The organism is Corynebacterium sp. 335C, assembly GCF_053525695.1.
This window is the reverse complement of sequence record NZ_JASTTB010000001.1, coordinates 1522432-1536928: the sequence shown is the minus strand read 5'-3', so window position 1 is coordinate 1536928 and position 14497 is coordinate 1522432. Positions and strand designations below refer to the sequence as shown.

The following is a 14497-nucleotide window of genomic DNA, read 5'->3' as shown; positions in this document are numbered from 1 at the left end:
AAAATGAGGACGTCGGAAGCGCCCCGCCGTGCGGGGGCTGCATCATCCGCAGCTGATCATCGCTGTAAGTCTCAGTGACCTGGGACTTCGTGCAGCACTGGAATCGGGCAGCCCCCGGCGGCAACCCAGTCATTGAGGTCGGCTGCGGCTTCTGCGCGGGACCGCTCCAAGTGAGGGTCGAACAGGGTGTCATCGAAAACCGCAGTCGTCAGCGCCGATACGCCCTCGGTGCGCAGAATCTCGGCGCGGGCGGGCTGGGTCAGTGGTGAGGCGGCGCGGATGGCGGCGATTATATCGACGAGCGCCGCACGATCCGCCGAGCGGATCATCGCTTGGCTGTTCGACGTGTTCATGGCTTTGATGGTACGGCTTCTGGGCCGAACTCTGGCCGAAGCTGGCTCGATTGCCGGCCACTGGTCCGATCTGCGGCGATGTGACCTGCGAAGTAGAGCGGAAGGGATGCTGGAGACTGGGAACACCTGTCTCGTCATAGCCCAAATTGGAACGTTTGTACGCTTACTTCGGCTGAGGAACGGGGCGAGTCCAAGGCGCAAGATAGGCTGCTCATGCCTGTCCAGAGGGCGAGCGGACTCTATGCAGATGCCTCGGGAGGCGCGGTCATGCCATCAGGGTAAGCGCTGCGCAGTGTCACTGCGGGTGTGTCCAGTGGCCCACTTGGAGATGTGCTGATCGACGGGCCGAGGCGTGGCTCCCGGCGATCAAGACCCGCATGCGAACTTGAATTTAGCGGGGGAACACATGTTTGATAAAAGCGTCAACTATCCGACAGCTGTGGCGAGCTACGACGACGAGGGAATTGCTCAGGCCATACTTTGGTGCGCTGAACGAATGGAGGAGGGGGGACGCCCTTTCGGTATGGACGCCTTTGAAGCGCAGCCTCGGAAACTGCGAGGCCCTCGAAGAACTCGTGAGCCAGTACCCGGGTGTAGAGCACATCGTGGGTCGTGGTGGAACGGGGGTCAGGAGCACGGGGCCGGTGCTTATGGCCTGGCCGGATATGGACGACATCGGAGAACTTGTCCGATTCGGTGAGAGTCGCATACGGGGGCTCTGCGTGCTTGCGTGGGATGAAGACAAGATTCGGCCGTGGGTAGCCCAGATGAACCCCGAAATCCTTGGAGACGGCACGGATTGGGACAGCCTCACGCCAGAGCTTGATCCCATCGTCGTCGAAGCGTTGAAGAGCCTGACGAAGACGGTCAACCACAACAACACCATTTCTGTGGGCTGGGAGAAGGACCAGGTTGTGAGTGTTCTTCTCGCACTCCGCGATGCTGGAATCCCCATGGACGGTGAAGCCATCCAGGGGTGGGCGTTGGCGCATGGATGGTCGGGACGCAATCCATCCCTCCTCGCCACATTCGTCGAGGAAATTCAGGCTGGAAAGCGCCCTCGGTGTAACAAGGTGCTGCGCCCTGACTACATCAGCATCCTCAGACAGCAGGTAGCGGACGCGGCGAGTGAAACGGAGTCATAACCTGAGTTGAGGAAGGGGTTATGGGTGGTGCATGGCAAAGTAACGGGAGTTTTGGAACTAACCCACGGGAGTCGTGCTCTCTGCGCCGCACCTGACCTGCATTCGTAAACCCCTCACAGATACGGCCGGGGCCGGAAATCCGACAGGGTTTCCGGCCCCGGTCTTTTTCGTCTTCCCCGCGTGCGCGTCCGGGGGGAGGGGTCATGGCGGAAGTGGCGCGGGTCACTGTACCCTTCGGAACGGAAAGCAAACATGTTGCGCGGGAACACGGTTAACCGGTGATCGATATCGTTGACGTGCACCCCGCTCAACCCATGACGATCGAGGAGACGAGGACCCACATGTCCGAGCGCATCGCCCACGCCGCCCTGCGCGGCAAGATCATGTCCGCCGACGAGGCCGCCGAGTTCATCCAGAACGGCGCGAAGATCGGCATGTCCGGCTTCACCGGCGCCGCCTACCCGAAGGCGATGCCGACGGCCATCGCGGAGAAGGCGAAGGCCGCCCACGCCCGCGGCGACGAGTTCGCGGTCGACGTCTACACCGGCGCCTCCACCGCCCCGGACTGCGACGGCGTGATGGCCGAGGCGGACGCGATCAACTACCGCATGCCGTATCAGTCGGATCCGATCATGCGGAACAAGATCAACGCCGGCGACATGAAGTACCAGGACATCCACCTGTCCCACTCGGGCAAGCAGGTGCAGGAGGGCTTCTTCGGCAAGCTGGACTTCGCCATCGTCGAGGCGACCCGCATCACGGAGGAGGGCCACATCGTCCCGTCCTCCGGCGTCGGCAACAACGTCGAGTACCTGGACGCGGCCGAGAAGATCATCATCGAGGTCAACTCCTGGCAGTCCCTCGACCTGGAGGGCATGGCGGACATCTACCGCATCCAGCCGCTGCCGAACCGCACCGCGATCCCGATCAACAACGCCGGCGACCGCATCGGCACGACCTACATCGACATCAACTCCGACAAGGTCGTCGCCATCGTCGAGACGGACGCCCCGGACCGCAACTCCCCGTTCAAGCCGATCGACGACACGTCGAAGCAGATCGCCGGCCACTTCCTGGACTTCCTGGAGGGCGAGGTCGCCGCGGGCCGCCTGGCCTACGACCGCTACGTCATGCAGTCCGGCGTCGGCAACGTCCCGAACGCCGTGATGGCGGGCCTGCTGGACTCCAAGTTCGAGAACATCCAGGCCTACACCGAGGTCATCCAGGACGGCATGGTCGACCTGATCGACGCCGGCAAGATGACCGTCGCGTCCGCCACCTCCTTCTCCCTGTCCCCGGAGTACGCGGAGAAGATGAACAAGGAGGCCTCGCGCTACCGCGACTACATCATCACCCGCCCGCTGCAGATCTCGAACCACCCGGAGGTCATCCGCCGCACGGGCCTCATCGCCACCAACGGCATGATCGAGGCGGACATCTACGGCAACATCAACTCCACGCACGTCAACGGCACCCGCATGATGAACGGCATCGGCGGTTCCGGCGACTTCACCCGCAACGGCTTCGTCTCGTCCTTCATCTCCCCGTCGGTGGCGAAGGACGGCGCCATCTCGGCCATCGTCCCGTTCGCGTCGCACATCGACCACACGGAGCACGACGCGATGGTCGTCATCACGGAGCGCGGCTTCGCCGACCTCCGCGGCCTGGCCCCGCGCGATCGCGTGAAGAAGATGATCGCCATCGCGCACCCGGACTACCAGAACCTGCTGGAGGAGTACTACGAGCGCGCGCTGAAGGCGACGCCGTTCCACCAGACCCCGCATGATCTGGCCACGGCGTTCAGCTTCCACCAGAACATGATCGAGCACGGCTCCATGAAGGGCGCGCAGTAGCGCACCCGCCCCCGGCCCCGCCGGGATCGGCTCCGGCCCCGGTGTTCCACGTGGAACACCGGGGCCGGTTCGCGTGCGCGGGCGGGGTCGTGCCGGGTCGCCGGGATGCGCGGAGTCCGCGCGCCGGTGCGGCGCGTGCGGCGGGTCGCCGTCGTCCGCGTGACGACGGGTTCCGCCCCGCGGCGCCGCCCTAGCTCAGGCCGTGGACGCGCTTGAGCAGCTCCAGGCGCAGCTGCTCCGGCAGGATGCGGGTCAGCGGGACGACGACGCCGGCGCGGGAGCCGCGGGCGCGGTAGGCGGCGGGCCGGTCGGACAGGATCTCGTCGACGATGACGGCGGCGACCTCCTCGGCGGAGATGCCGGAGGCCTCGTTGGCGTCGAGCTTCTCCAGCATCCGGTGGACGTCGGTGCGGTACGGGGAGCCCTCGCCGCCGCCGAGGCGGGTGCGGCGCTCGGACAGGCCGGTGTTGATGGAGCCGGGCTCGACGACGGTGACGCCGATGCCGAAGCGGGCGACCTCGCCGCGCAGGGCGCGGGCGAAGCCGGACAGCGCGGCCTTCGTCGCGACGTAGGAGGAGCGGTAGGCCAGCGGCAGGGAACCGAGCATGGAGCCGACGACCACGACGCGGCCGGTGCCGGCGCGGCGCATCGACGGCAGCAGCCGCTGGACGAGGTCGACGTGGCCCAGCACGTTGACCTGGAAGAGGCGCTCGAGGTCCTCGCGCGGCAGCTCCTCGAAGGCGCCGGACTGGGACTCGCCGGCGTTGCAGACGACGACCTCCATCAGCGGGCCGGAGTCGCGCCGGGCGAAGTCGCCGCCGGGGGAGAAGGACGCCACCAGCGCCTCGACCGAGGCCGGGTCGCCGAGGTCGAGCGGCAGCATGGTCACGCCCTCCGGGGCCGGGGCGTCGGCGCCGCGGCGGGAGGTGCCGAACACCTCGTAGCCCGCGTCGCGCAGCGCCTCCGCGGTCGCGCGGCCGATGCCGGAGGACGCGCCGGTGACCAGGGCGCGGCCGGTGGTGATGCCGGGCAGGGCGCTCGCCGCCGGCAGCGACGGCCCGTGGGTGACGCGGGTGCGGAACGGGAGGATGGACATCGCCGACCTTTCTCCTGGGAATCAATGCGTGTTCGGAATGCTAATGGAACTATTCCGGCTTCGCCGCGTTTCGGCGGGTCCGGGGCCCGCGGGGGTTTGCGGGGAGCGCGCCGGGCGGCCGGATCGGGAGCTCGAGGGAACCTGCGGCGGCCCCGCCGCGGGCCGCGCCGGACCGGCGGCGGGGCGGGTGGATCCGGGTGGCGCGGGAGCCGTCGTCACGCGATTCCGGGATTTGTAGACCGCTTGGTCTGTAATGCACTATTGTCCGGGAACGCGGCACCCGCCGCGCACGACACGGACCCGCCGGCGAACCGGCCACGACACGGAGAGGCGCGCCCCCATGACCGACCACGACCACCACGGCGCACCCATCGGCGACGTCGGCGCGAGGACCGTCAACAGCGGCGCCGCCAGCACCAACATCGGCGGCGCCCCGCGCCCCGACCGCCGTCCCGGCACCGCCGCCGTCCGCGCCGGCTACGAGCCCGACGACCACGTCGGCGCCATCAACGCGCCCATCTGCATGTCGTCGACGTTCGTCCAGAACGGTCTGGGCGACCTGCGCGGCGGCTTCGAGTACTCCCGCTGCGCCAACCCCACCGTCGCCGCCCTCGAGGCCGTCATCGCGGAGATGGAGGGCGCCGCCCTCGACGCCATCCCGTACTGCCGCGTCTTCGCCTCCGGCATGGCCGCCACCGACGCGCTGCTGCGCGCCGTGCTGCGGCCCGGCGACCACATCGTCCTGCCCGACGACGTCTACGGCGGCACCTACCGCCTCGTCTCCTCGACCTTCGCGCAGTGGGGCATCGAGTGGTCCGTCGCCGACATCGCCGACGCCGACGCCGTCGCCGCGGCGATCCGCCCGACCACGAAGCTCGTGTGGATCGAGACGCCGACGAACCCGCTGCTGACCATCGCCGACATCGCCGCCGTCGCCGATGCCGTCCACGCCGCCGGCGCCCTGCTGGCCGTCGACAACACCTTCGCGTCGCCCTACCTCCAGCGCCCGCTGGAGCTCGGCGCCGACGTCGTCGTCCACTCCACGACGAAGTACCTCGGCGGCCACTCCGACGTCATCGGCGGCGCCGTCGTCACCGCCGACGAGGAGATCGACCGCGGCGTCGACGGCCTGCGCACCGGCGCCGGCGCCGCCGCCAGCCCGTTCGACTCCTACCTCGCCGCCCGCGGCGTCAAGACCCTCGGCGTCCGGATGGACCGCCACTGCGCCAACGCGGCCGCCGTCGCGAAGCACCTGCAGGAGCACCCCGCCATCGCCGAGGTCCTCTACCCGGGCCTGGAGACCCACCGGAACCACGACGTCGCCGCCCGCCAGATGCGCGGCTTCGGCGGCATGGTCAGCGCCCGCCTCGCCGGCGGCCCGGAGGCCGCGAAGACGCTGTGCCTGTCGACGCGCGAGTTCACGCTCGCGGAGTCCCTCGGCGGCGTCGAGTCCCTCATCGAGGTCCCCGCCGCCATGACCCACCTGGCCAACACCGGCACGCAGGTCGAGGTGCCCGCCGACCTGGTGCGCATCAGCGTCGGCATCGAGGACGTCGAGGACCTGCTCGCCGACCTCGACCGCGCGCTGGACATCGCGGGGAAGTAGGGGAGCGCGGGGCGTCGCGGGCGCGCCCGGGGCCGGACGTGCGCCGGACGTGCCCGGGCCGCGCGCCCGGCTCCGGCCCCGCCCGGCGGTGGACCGTCCGGTCGGCTAGGGTGGCCTGACGGAACCGCGGACGACGGACGTCGACGACGCCGGGCCCGCGGGCGACGCACCAGACGACCACGGAAAGGGGCGGCCGCGTGACCACGGCGACCGGCAGGCGCACACGACGATCCGGCGGAGGGGGGACCGCCCGCGCGGCCGGCGCGCTGGCCGCGGCGATGCTCGCGGCGACGACCCTCGGCGCACCCGCGGCCTCGGCGGGGCCCGCCGCCGGCCCCGCGGCCGCCAACGCCGACGCGGCGGCCGTCGACAAGGCCCTGAACTGGGGCGACTGCCCGCCCGCGGCGCTCACCGGCCCGGGCACCGTCTGCGCCGACGTCGAGGTCCCCCGCGACCACGCCGACCCGGACGGGGAGACCATCACCCTCACCGTCAGCCGCGTCCCCGCGACCGGCGAACGGTGGGGCGCCATCGCCGGCAACCCCGGCGGCCCCGGCGGCGACGCCCTGGGCATGTTCGCCCCCGGCATGGTCGAGATGCCCGACGCCGTGCGGGAGCACTACGACCTCATCGCCGTCGAGCCCCGCGGCCTGACCTGGGGCACCCCGCTGAACTGCAACGTCGCGGACCTGCCGAACACCGGCGTCCTCGCCGGCCAGGTCGGCCTCATGTACGCCGCCTGCGAGGGCAACCAGCTCGGCTACGCCGCGACCGTGACGACGCCGAACACGGCCCGCGACCTCGACGTCGTCCGCGAACGCCTGGGCGACGAGCGCATCGGCCTCTACGGCCTGTCCTACGGCACCGACCTCATGTCGACCTACGCGACGCTGTTTCCGCAGCGCGTCTCCGGCCTGGTGCTGGACTCGGGCCTCGACCCGGCGCAGCGCTACTTCGACATCGGCGCCGCCCGCGAGCCCTGGCGCCGCGCGTCGCTGGAGGCGATGTTCGCGTGGATCGCGGAGCGTGACGACGTCTACGGCCTCGGCACCACGCCCCTGCAGGTGTACCGCGCGTGGAGCGACCGGGTGAACGCGGAGGCGGGCGCGCCGGGCCAGGCGTACCCGCCGCCGGCGCAGGTCGGCGACCTGCCCGGCGCCGTGCAGGGCAACGCCGACGAGATCCTGCCGCTGGTCGACCGCATCGCGCCCGTCGTGTGGCGCGGCAAGTCCGCGGCGGCGGCGCTGACCGGCAAGGTCGCGATGATGTCGCCGACGATGACCCTGACCTTCGACGCCATGTACTCCGAGGGGCAGTGGCCCCTGGTGGCGGAGACGATCCGCGACGGCGCCCCCGAGTCGGCGACGAACCCGCAGCTGCCGGAGGGCGTCACGCAGGAGGACGTCCTGGCCCAGATGACCGCCATGCAGACGGTGGAGCGGGCGATCATCTGCAACGACAACCGGAACGCGGCCGACCCCACGCGCATCCCGCGCGGCACCGTTGACCAGTTCACCGGCGGCGACATGTTCCGCGTCAACGCCGACCTGCTGAAGTCCGGCCAGCTGTGCGCCGGCTGGCCCGGCCAGGGCGCGGCCATCGACCTGACCGGCGCGGAGCTGGACGTCGAGCCGCTGCTGCTGCACTTCACCAACGACTCCGCGACGACGGGCGTCGGCGGCCGGGCGCTGCAGGCGACGATGGGCGGCGACCTGCACGAGTACGAGGGCCACAACCACGGCGTCCTCGTCGCGGGCAACGAGCGCGAGGGCGTCGACGAGCTCGTCGCGGCGCACTACCTGGGCGGGTAGCGCGCGGGGCGGGGCGGTCGTCTCGACCCACTTCCAGCCGGGCCGCCGTCCGTCCAGACCCACTTTCGGCCGTTTCGACCCAGTTAGAACAGGGTCGGAACGGCCGAAAGTGGGTCTGACCATATGGGGCGGGGAGGGGCCGGCCGAGGTGGACGTACTTCGCACGGCCGGCGCGCGAACCCGGACGTACTTCGCCGAACCTGGACGTACATGCAAGTAGGTCCAGGTCGGGCCAACTACGTCCAGGTCGGATGGGTACGGGGGCGAACCACGTCCAGGTTTGGCGTGACGGCCTGCGGATGGGGCGGGTGCGGGGGCCAAGGAGGTCCCCGGTTGGGGCGGGCAGTCGGGCGCGTGGCCGGGCGGGGACCGTCTCCGCGCTATCCCCCGGAGCCGACGACGAGGGTGTCGCCGCCCTCGGCGGCCAACGGGGCCGGCGACGCCGGATTGCGCGACGGGCCGGAGATCACCTCGCCCGTCGACAGGTCGAAGTGCGAGTCGTGGTCCGGGCACACCATCGCGCCGTCGGCGAACTGGCTGATGCGCCCGCCCTGGTGCGGGCAGCGCGACGAGAACGCGTGGTACTTGCCCTCCGCGGGGTGCGTGACGACGTACTCGCCGACGACCAGGCCCGATCCCAGGGGGACGTCGGCGGCGGCGACGCGCTCGACGGTCTCCTTCGGGGCGCAGGCGGCGAGCAGGGCGCCGGCCGCGGTGGCCGCGGTGCCCAGGAGCATGCGGCGGCGGGAGCAGACGACGCGGCCGACGCCGGAGGCGGAGCCGGCCGGGCGGGCGGATGCCCGGCCGTGGGCCGCGGCCGGGGCGGTGTTCGGGGTGGGGGAGGTCATGCCCCCGAGGGTAGTCCCGTCGTCACGCGCGGCCCTGGTCAGGCGACCCTGGCCGCGTGATCCGGGACCGGCGGAGCGGCCGGGATCCGCGGGCGGCGGAGCACCCGCGACCCGGGGACGCGCGGCCCCTACCGCGCCGGGCGCGGCCCGAAGATCGCCTGGCCGACGCGCACCGTCGTGGCGCCCTCGGCGATGGCGGCCTCGAAGTCGCCGGACATGCCCATGGACAGCTCGTCGAGGGACACGCCCTCGGGCAGGCCCGCGTCGCGCAAATCGTCGCGCAGCTCACGCAGCCGGGCGAAGCAGCCGCGGACGGCGGCGTCGCCGGCGCCGGTGCCGTCGGCGCGCATCGCCATGGTCATCAGGCCCCGCAGCCGCAGCCGCGGCCAGTCGCCGCCGGGACCGAACCGCGCGACGAACGCCTCCAGCTCCGCCGGGTCGACGCCCGACTTCTGGCCCTCGCCGGACGTGTTCACCTGCACGAGCACGTCCAGCTCCCGGTCGGCCGCCTCCAGCCGGCGCTGCAGCGCCGCGGCGACCTTCGGCCGGTCGAGCGCCTGGAACTCGTCGGCGAACTCCACGAGCTGCCCGGCCTTGTTCGTCTGCAGCGGCCCGATGACCGCCCATCGCGGGGCCGCCACGCCGACGGCGTCGCACAGCGGGGCGATCTCCGCGGACTTGCCGGAGGCCTCCTGCACGCGGTTCTCCGCCAGCGTGTCGCATCCGGCGTCGGCCAGCACGGTCCACGCCTCCATGACGACGTCGGCGGGGAAGACCTTCGACACCGGCAGCAGCCGCACCTCGCCGGGATCGCGGCCGGCGGAGCGGGCGGCGTCGGCGATGCGGCCGAGGATGCCGTCGAGGCGGGTGCGGACGTCGGAGGCGCTCATGACCCGAGGGTAACCGCCCGCGCGGTACGGTCATCCCATGCTGCTCGATTGGATCCGGGATCTGCCCGCTGGCCGTCGGCGCCTCCTGTACGGCGTGCTGGGCCTGTTCAGCGCCGTCATGGTCGCCCAGTTCGTCCACCAGGCGTTCACCTACTACATGATGGACGTCGAGGTGTTCCAGGACGCCGGCTGGGCGCTGCGCCGCGGCCAGGACCTGTACTCGGACGACTTCCCGACGCGCTCGGGCTACCGGTTCATCTACCCGCCGTTCGCCGCGCTGCTCTTCGCCCCGATGACGTGGGCGGGGCCGGTGACGCTGCAGGTGCTGTGGACGCTGTCGACCATCGCGGCGGTCTACCTCATCCTGTTCATGGTGCTGCGCCGGCTGCGGGTGCCGCAGGCGTGGGGCTGGGCGGCGCTGCTGCTGGGCCTGGCGCTGCGCATCGACCCGATCACGGAGAACGTGAGCTTCGGCCAGATCAACGTGTTCCTGGCGCTGCTCATCGTCGCCGACGTGCTGGGCTTCCTGCCGCGGCAGCTGCGGGGCCTGGGCATCGGCGTCGCGGCGGGCATCAAGATCACGCCCGCGGCGTACGCGCTGATCTTCCTGGTGCGCGGCCGGTGGGGCGACGTGGCGCGGTCGTTCGGCTGGTTCGTCGTCACCGTCGTGATCGGCGCGATCATCCGCCCGCAGGAGTCGCTGTACTTCTGGACCGACGAGTTCTTCGCCACCAACCGCGGCGGCGACGCGGCGTACGAGGCGAACCAGGCGCTGTCGGGCCTGCTGGCCCGCGCGGGCGTCGAGGGCGCGCTGCTGCAGGTCCTCATCTACGCCGCGTTCGTGGCCGGCGCGGTCGCGGCGGGCGTGGCCGCGTGGAAGCTGGAGAAGGCCGGCCGCCCGGTGCTGGCGCTGCTGACGGTGGCGCTGGCGGTGTGCGCCATCGGCCCGTACACGGTGAGCCACCACTGGTCCATCGTGGTGCTCGGCCTGCCGCTGCTGCTGACGCTGCGGGCGCCGTGGGCGATGGGCCTGGCGGTGGCGCTGTGGGCGGCGCTGACGCTGTCGCCGTACACGCTGTTCGCGCCGGACGCGATGGGCCCGCCGACGCAGTGGGCGACGGGCCGTCCGGAGCTGTGGCTGCTGGGCAACCTCCACGGCCTCGTCGGCCTGCTGGTGTTCGTGGTCCTCGCCGCGGCCGCCATCCGCGGGCACGCGCCCCGCGAGGCGTGGCGCGAGGGGGAGCCGCGTGACGACGGCGCCGGGTCGCCGTCCGCGCCGGAGGCCGCGCGCGCGTAGGCGCGGCGTCCGCGTGACGACGGGACGCGCATGGCGGGGCGCCGTCGGCCGGGGGCCGGCGGCGCCCCGTCGCGTCTGCGGGGGCTCGGGCGGGAGTGCGGCGGGGGTGCGGCGGAAGGACGGCCGCGGGCCGCCCGCGGGACGCCCCGCCGCGTCCGCGGGGGAGGCCGCGGATCGCCCCGTCGTCACGTGCCGCGTGTTTCCGGGACGTGAATCCCCGCCCGGCGTGCGGCGTCCGCGGGGGAAAAAGGGGGTGGAAACGCGCCGGGCGGCGCCGCGCGTCGCCTATGTTGTGCATCACAACCCAATAGCCGCCCGCAGCCGATGCGGGAGAGGCCGGCCCGCCCGGCCGCCGTAGGGGCAACCCCTCCCCGGGACTCTCTCAGGCACCAGCACCGCATCGGCGAGGCACCTCTGGAAAGAGCGCGCGGCCCCGGCACGCACCGGGGCGGGCGCGCCGCCGACGGGGAAAGGCGCGACGGCCCCGGCCGCCCGCCGAAGCTCTCAGGCACCCTGACAGAGCGGGGAGGCCGCGCGAAGCCCGCGCGGCGTCCGCACCGATCCCGCCCCGCAGGAGACCCGCCCCATGGCCACACCGCACGACGCGTTCCCCCACCGCCACATCGGACCCGACGACGGCGACGCCGCCGCCATGCTGGAGAGGCTGGGCCACGGCTCGGTCTCCGAGCTGGCCGCCGCGGCCCTGCCGGCCTCCATCGCCCAGGACGGGCCCATCGGCCTGCCGCCGGCGCTCGACGAGACGGCGGTGCTGGCGGCGCTGCGCGGCTTCGCCGACCGCAACGTCGTGAAGAAGCAGTTCATCGGCGCCGGCTACCACGACACGGTCACCCCGGCCGTCATCCGCCGCAACCTGGTGGAGAACCCGGGCTGGTACACGGCCTACACGCCGTACCAGCCGGAGATCTCCCAGGGCCGCCTCGAGCTGCTGCTGAACTTCCAGACGATGGTCTCCGACCTCACCGGCCTGCCGGTGGCCGGCGCGTCCCTGCTGGACGAGGCGACGGCGGTCGCCGAGGCCGTGCAGATGATGGCCCGCGGCAACGCGAAGGCCGCGAAGAAGGGCGGCGCCGTCCTGCTGGACGCGGAGCTGCACCCGCAGGTCGTCGCCGTCACCCGGGCCCGCGCCCGCGCCGCCGGCATCCCGCTGCACGTCGCCGCCATCGAGGACTCCGACCCGGCCGCCGCCGTCGCCGCCGCCTCCGAGGCGGCGGGCGGCGCCGCCGTGGTCGGCGCGGTCGTCGCCAACCCGACCACCGACGGCCGCGTCCGCGACGTCGACCCGATCATCGCCGCGGTGAGGGACGCCGGCGGCCTGGTCACCGTCGACTGCGACCCGCTGGCCCAGGTGCTGCTGGCCGCGCCGGGCGACGCGGGCGCCGACATCGCCGTCGGCTCCGCCCAGCGCTTCGGCGTGCCGCTGTTCTACGGCGGCCCGCACGCCGCGTTCATCGCCTGCACCGAGTCGCTGCAGCGCAAGCTGCCCGGCCGCCTGGTGGGCGTGTCCGTCGACGCCGACGGCGCCCCGGCCTACCGCCTGGCGCTGCAGACCCGCGAGCAGCACATCCGCCGCGACCGCGCGACCTCGAACATCTGCACCGCCCAGGCGCTGCTGGCCATGTGCGCCGGCCTGTACGCCGTGTGGCACGGACCGGCCGGCCTGCGCGAGATCGCCTCCGCCGTCCACGGCCGCGCCCGCCGCCTGGCGGCCGCCCTGGCCGAGGCGGGCGTCGCCACGCGCACCGCGTCCGTCTTCGACACCGTCACCGCGGAGCTCGGCGGCGAGGCCGCGGCCGACGCCGCGATCGACGCCGCCTGCGACGCGGGCTACAACCTCCGCCGCCTCGGCGGCGGCGCCGTCGGCGTGTCCGTCGGCGAGTCCGCCACCGACGCCGACGTCGACGAGATCGCCGCCATCCTGGCGGAGGCCGCCGGCGCGGCCCCGGCGAAGGCCGACGCGGACGCGGCGGGCGCCCCGGCCGACGGCGGCGCCGCCGTCGCGGAGGTCCCGGACCCGGCGGACGGCCCGCTGGCCGGCCTGCTGCGCTCCGACGACATCCTGACCCACCCGATCTTCTCCTCGGTGCGCTCGGAGACGCAGATGATGCGCTACCTCCGCCGCCTGATGGACCGCGACCTGGCGCTGGACCGCACGATGATCCCGCTGGGCTCCTGCACCATGAAGCTCAACGCCGCGGCGTCGATGGAGGCCATCACCTGGCCGGGCTTCGCGGGCGTCCACCCGCACGTGCCGGACGACCAGGCGCGCGGCTGGCTCGACCTCATCGCCGACCTGGAGCAGCGCCTGGCGCTCATCACCGGCTACGACCGGGTGTCGGTGCAGCCGAACGCCGGCTCGCAGGGCGAGTTCGCCGGCCTGCTGGCCATCCGCCGCTACCACGAGTCCCGCGACGACCACGACCGCGACCTCGTGCTCATCCCGGCGTCGGCGCACGGCACGAACGCCGCCTCCGCGGCGCTGGCGGGCCTGCGCGTCATCGCCGTCGCCAACGCGGACGACGGCTCCGTCGACGTCGCGGACCTGGACGCGAAGCTGGCGGAGCACGGCGACCGCGTCGCCGGCATCATGATCACCTACCCGTCGACCCACGGCGTGTTCGAGCCGCAGGTCCGCGAGGTGTGCGACAAGGTCCACGCCGCCGGCGGCCAGGTGTACATCGACGGCGCGAACCTCAACGCCCTGGTGGGCCTGGCGCGCCCGGGCTCCTTCGGCGGCGACGTCAGCCACCTGAACCTGCACAAGACGTTCACCATCCCGCACGGCGGCGGCGGCCCGGGCGTCGGCCCGGTGTGCGTGAAGGAGCACCTCGCCCCGTTCCTGCCGGGTGACGCGCTCGACGACGACCCGTCGGCCGCCGACGGCTACGGCGCCGGCGCCGTGTCCGCGGCCCGCTTCGGCTCCGCCGGCGTGCTGCCCATCTCCTGGGCGTACATCGCCGCGATGGGCGACGAGGGCCTGACCGCCGCCTCCGAGATGGCGCTGCTGACCGCCAACTACGTCTCCCACGAGCTGGCCGACGCGTTCCCGACGCTCTACGTCGGCGAGAACGGCCTGGTCGCCCACGAGTGCATCCTGGACCTGCGGGAGCTGACGAAGCAGTCGGGCGTCACCGCGGAGGACGTCACCAAGCGCCTCATGGACTTCGGCTTCCACGCCCCGACCCTGGCGTTCCCGGTGGCGGGCACGCTGATGACGGAGCCGACGGAGTCGGAGGACAAGGCGGAGCTGGACCGCTTCATCGAGGCGATGCGCACCATCCGCGCCGAGATCGACGCCGTCATCGCCGGCGACGTGCCGGTGGAGGAGTCGGTGCTGCGCGCCGCCCCGTTCACCGTGGAGTCCGTGCTGCGCGACGACTTCGACGAGGCCGTCGGCCGCGGCCGCTTCACCCGCGAGCAGGCCGCGTTCCCGGTGCCGTCGCTGCGCCGCGACAAGTACTTCCCGCCGGTGCGCCGCATCGACAACGCCCACGGCGACCGCAACCTGGTCTGCTCGTGCCCGCCCATCGAGGCGTTCGACATCACCGCCGGCGGCGCCGGCGACGAGACCGAGGAGTGA

10 protein-coding genes and 1 riboswitch are annotated in these 14497 nt (G+C 72.5%); of the genes, 6 read left to right on the top strand and 4 right to left on the bottom strand.

Features of this window, described 5'->3' with window-relative positions; all coding sequences use genetic code 11:
• Positions 1–71: 71 nt before the first annotated feature.
• Entirely contained in the window at positions 72–353 is a 282-nt protein-coding gene (locus tag QQS41_RS06665) for a hypothetical protein (RefSeq protein ID WP_448851853.1), read from the bottom strand.
• Positions 354–886: 533 nt separating this feature from the next.
• Between QQS41_RS06665 and QQS41_RS06660 the strand changes: the two genes are divergently transcribed.
• Together QQS41_RS06660 and QQS41_RS06655 are read left to right on the top strand one after the other, a co-directional pair.
• Entirely contained in the window at positions 887–1498 is a 612-nt protein-coding gene (locus tag QQS41_RS06660) for a hypothetical protein (RefSeq protein ID WP_448851852.1), read from the top strand.
• A gap of 341 nt (positions 1499–1839) precedes the next feature.
• Positions 1840–3351 (top strand): acetyl-CoA hydrolase/transferase family protein, encoded by a 1512-nt coding sequence (locus QQS41_RS06655; protein ID WP_448851997.1) that lies wholly within the window; start codon positions 1840–1842, stop codon positions 3349–3351.
• A gap of 190 nt (positions 3352–3541) precedes the next feature.
• Here the strand turns inward: QQS41_RS06655 and QQS41_RS06650 are convergent, their stop codons facing one another.
• A complete protein-coding gene (locus QQS41_RS06650) occupies positions 3542–4447 on the bottom strand; it encodes an SDR family oxidoreductase (RefSeq protein ID WP_448851851.1) in 906 nt (301 codons plus the stop codon).
• Between the two features lie 340 nt (positions 4448–4787).
• Here QQS41_RS06650 and QQS41_RS06645 point away from each other — a divergent pair, with 340 nt between their 5' ends.
• Both QQS41_RS06645 and QQS41_RS06640 read left to right on the top strand, forming a co-directional pair.
• Entirely contained in the window at positions 4788–6053 is a 1266-nt protein-coding gene (locus QQS41_RS06645; RefSeq protein ID WP_448851850.1) for a cystathionine gamma-synthase, read from the top strand.
• Positions 6054–6250: 197 nt separating this feature from the next.
• On the top strand, positions 6251–7864 hold the full coding sequence (locus QQS41_RS06640) for an alpha/beta fold hydrolase (RefSeq protein ID WP_448851849.1): 1614 nt from the start codon (positions 6251–6253) through the stop codon (positions 7862–7864).
• A 380-nt stretch (positions 7865–8244) separates the two neighbouring features.
• Here the strand turns inward: QQS41_RS06640 and QQS41_RS06635 are convergent, their stop codons facing one another.
• Together QQS41_RS06635 and QQS41_RS06630 are read right to left on the bottom strand one after the other, a co-directional pair.
• On the bottom strand, positions 8245–8712 hold the full coding sequence (locus tag QQS41_RS06635; protein ID WP_448851848.1) for a Rieske (2Fe-2S) protein: 468 nt from the start codon (positions 8710–8712) through the stop codon (positions 8245–8247).
• A 128-nt stretch (positions 8713–8840) separates the two neighbouring features.
• On the bottom strand, positions 8841–9602 hold the full coding sequence (locus QQS41_RS06630; RefSeq protein WP_448851847.1) for a YggS family pyridoxal phosphate-dependent enzyme: 762 nt from the start codon (positions 9600–9602) through the stop codon (positions 8841–8843).
• Between the two features lie 37 nt (positions 9603–9639).
• On the opposite strand from QQS41_RS06630, the gene QQS41_RS06625 reads away from it, so the two are divergent.
• Positions 9640–10899: a glycosyltransferase 87 family protein gene (locus QQS41_RS06625; protein WP_448851846.1), complete on the top strand. Its 1260-nt coding sequence runs from the start codon at positions 9640–9642 to the stop codon at positions 10897–10899.
• Between the two features lie 317 nt (positions 10900–11216).
• A riboswitch (glycine riboswitch) is annotated at positions 11217–11307 on the top strand.
• Between the two features lie 178 nt (positions 11308–11485).
• The gene (gcvP, locus tag QQS41_RS06620; protein ID WP_448851845.1) at positions 11486–14497 is read left to right on the top strand and encodes an aminomethyl-transferring glycine dehydrogenase; all 3012 of its coding nucleotides are present in this window, start codon (positions 11486–11488) and stop codon (positions 14495–14497) included.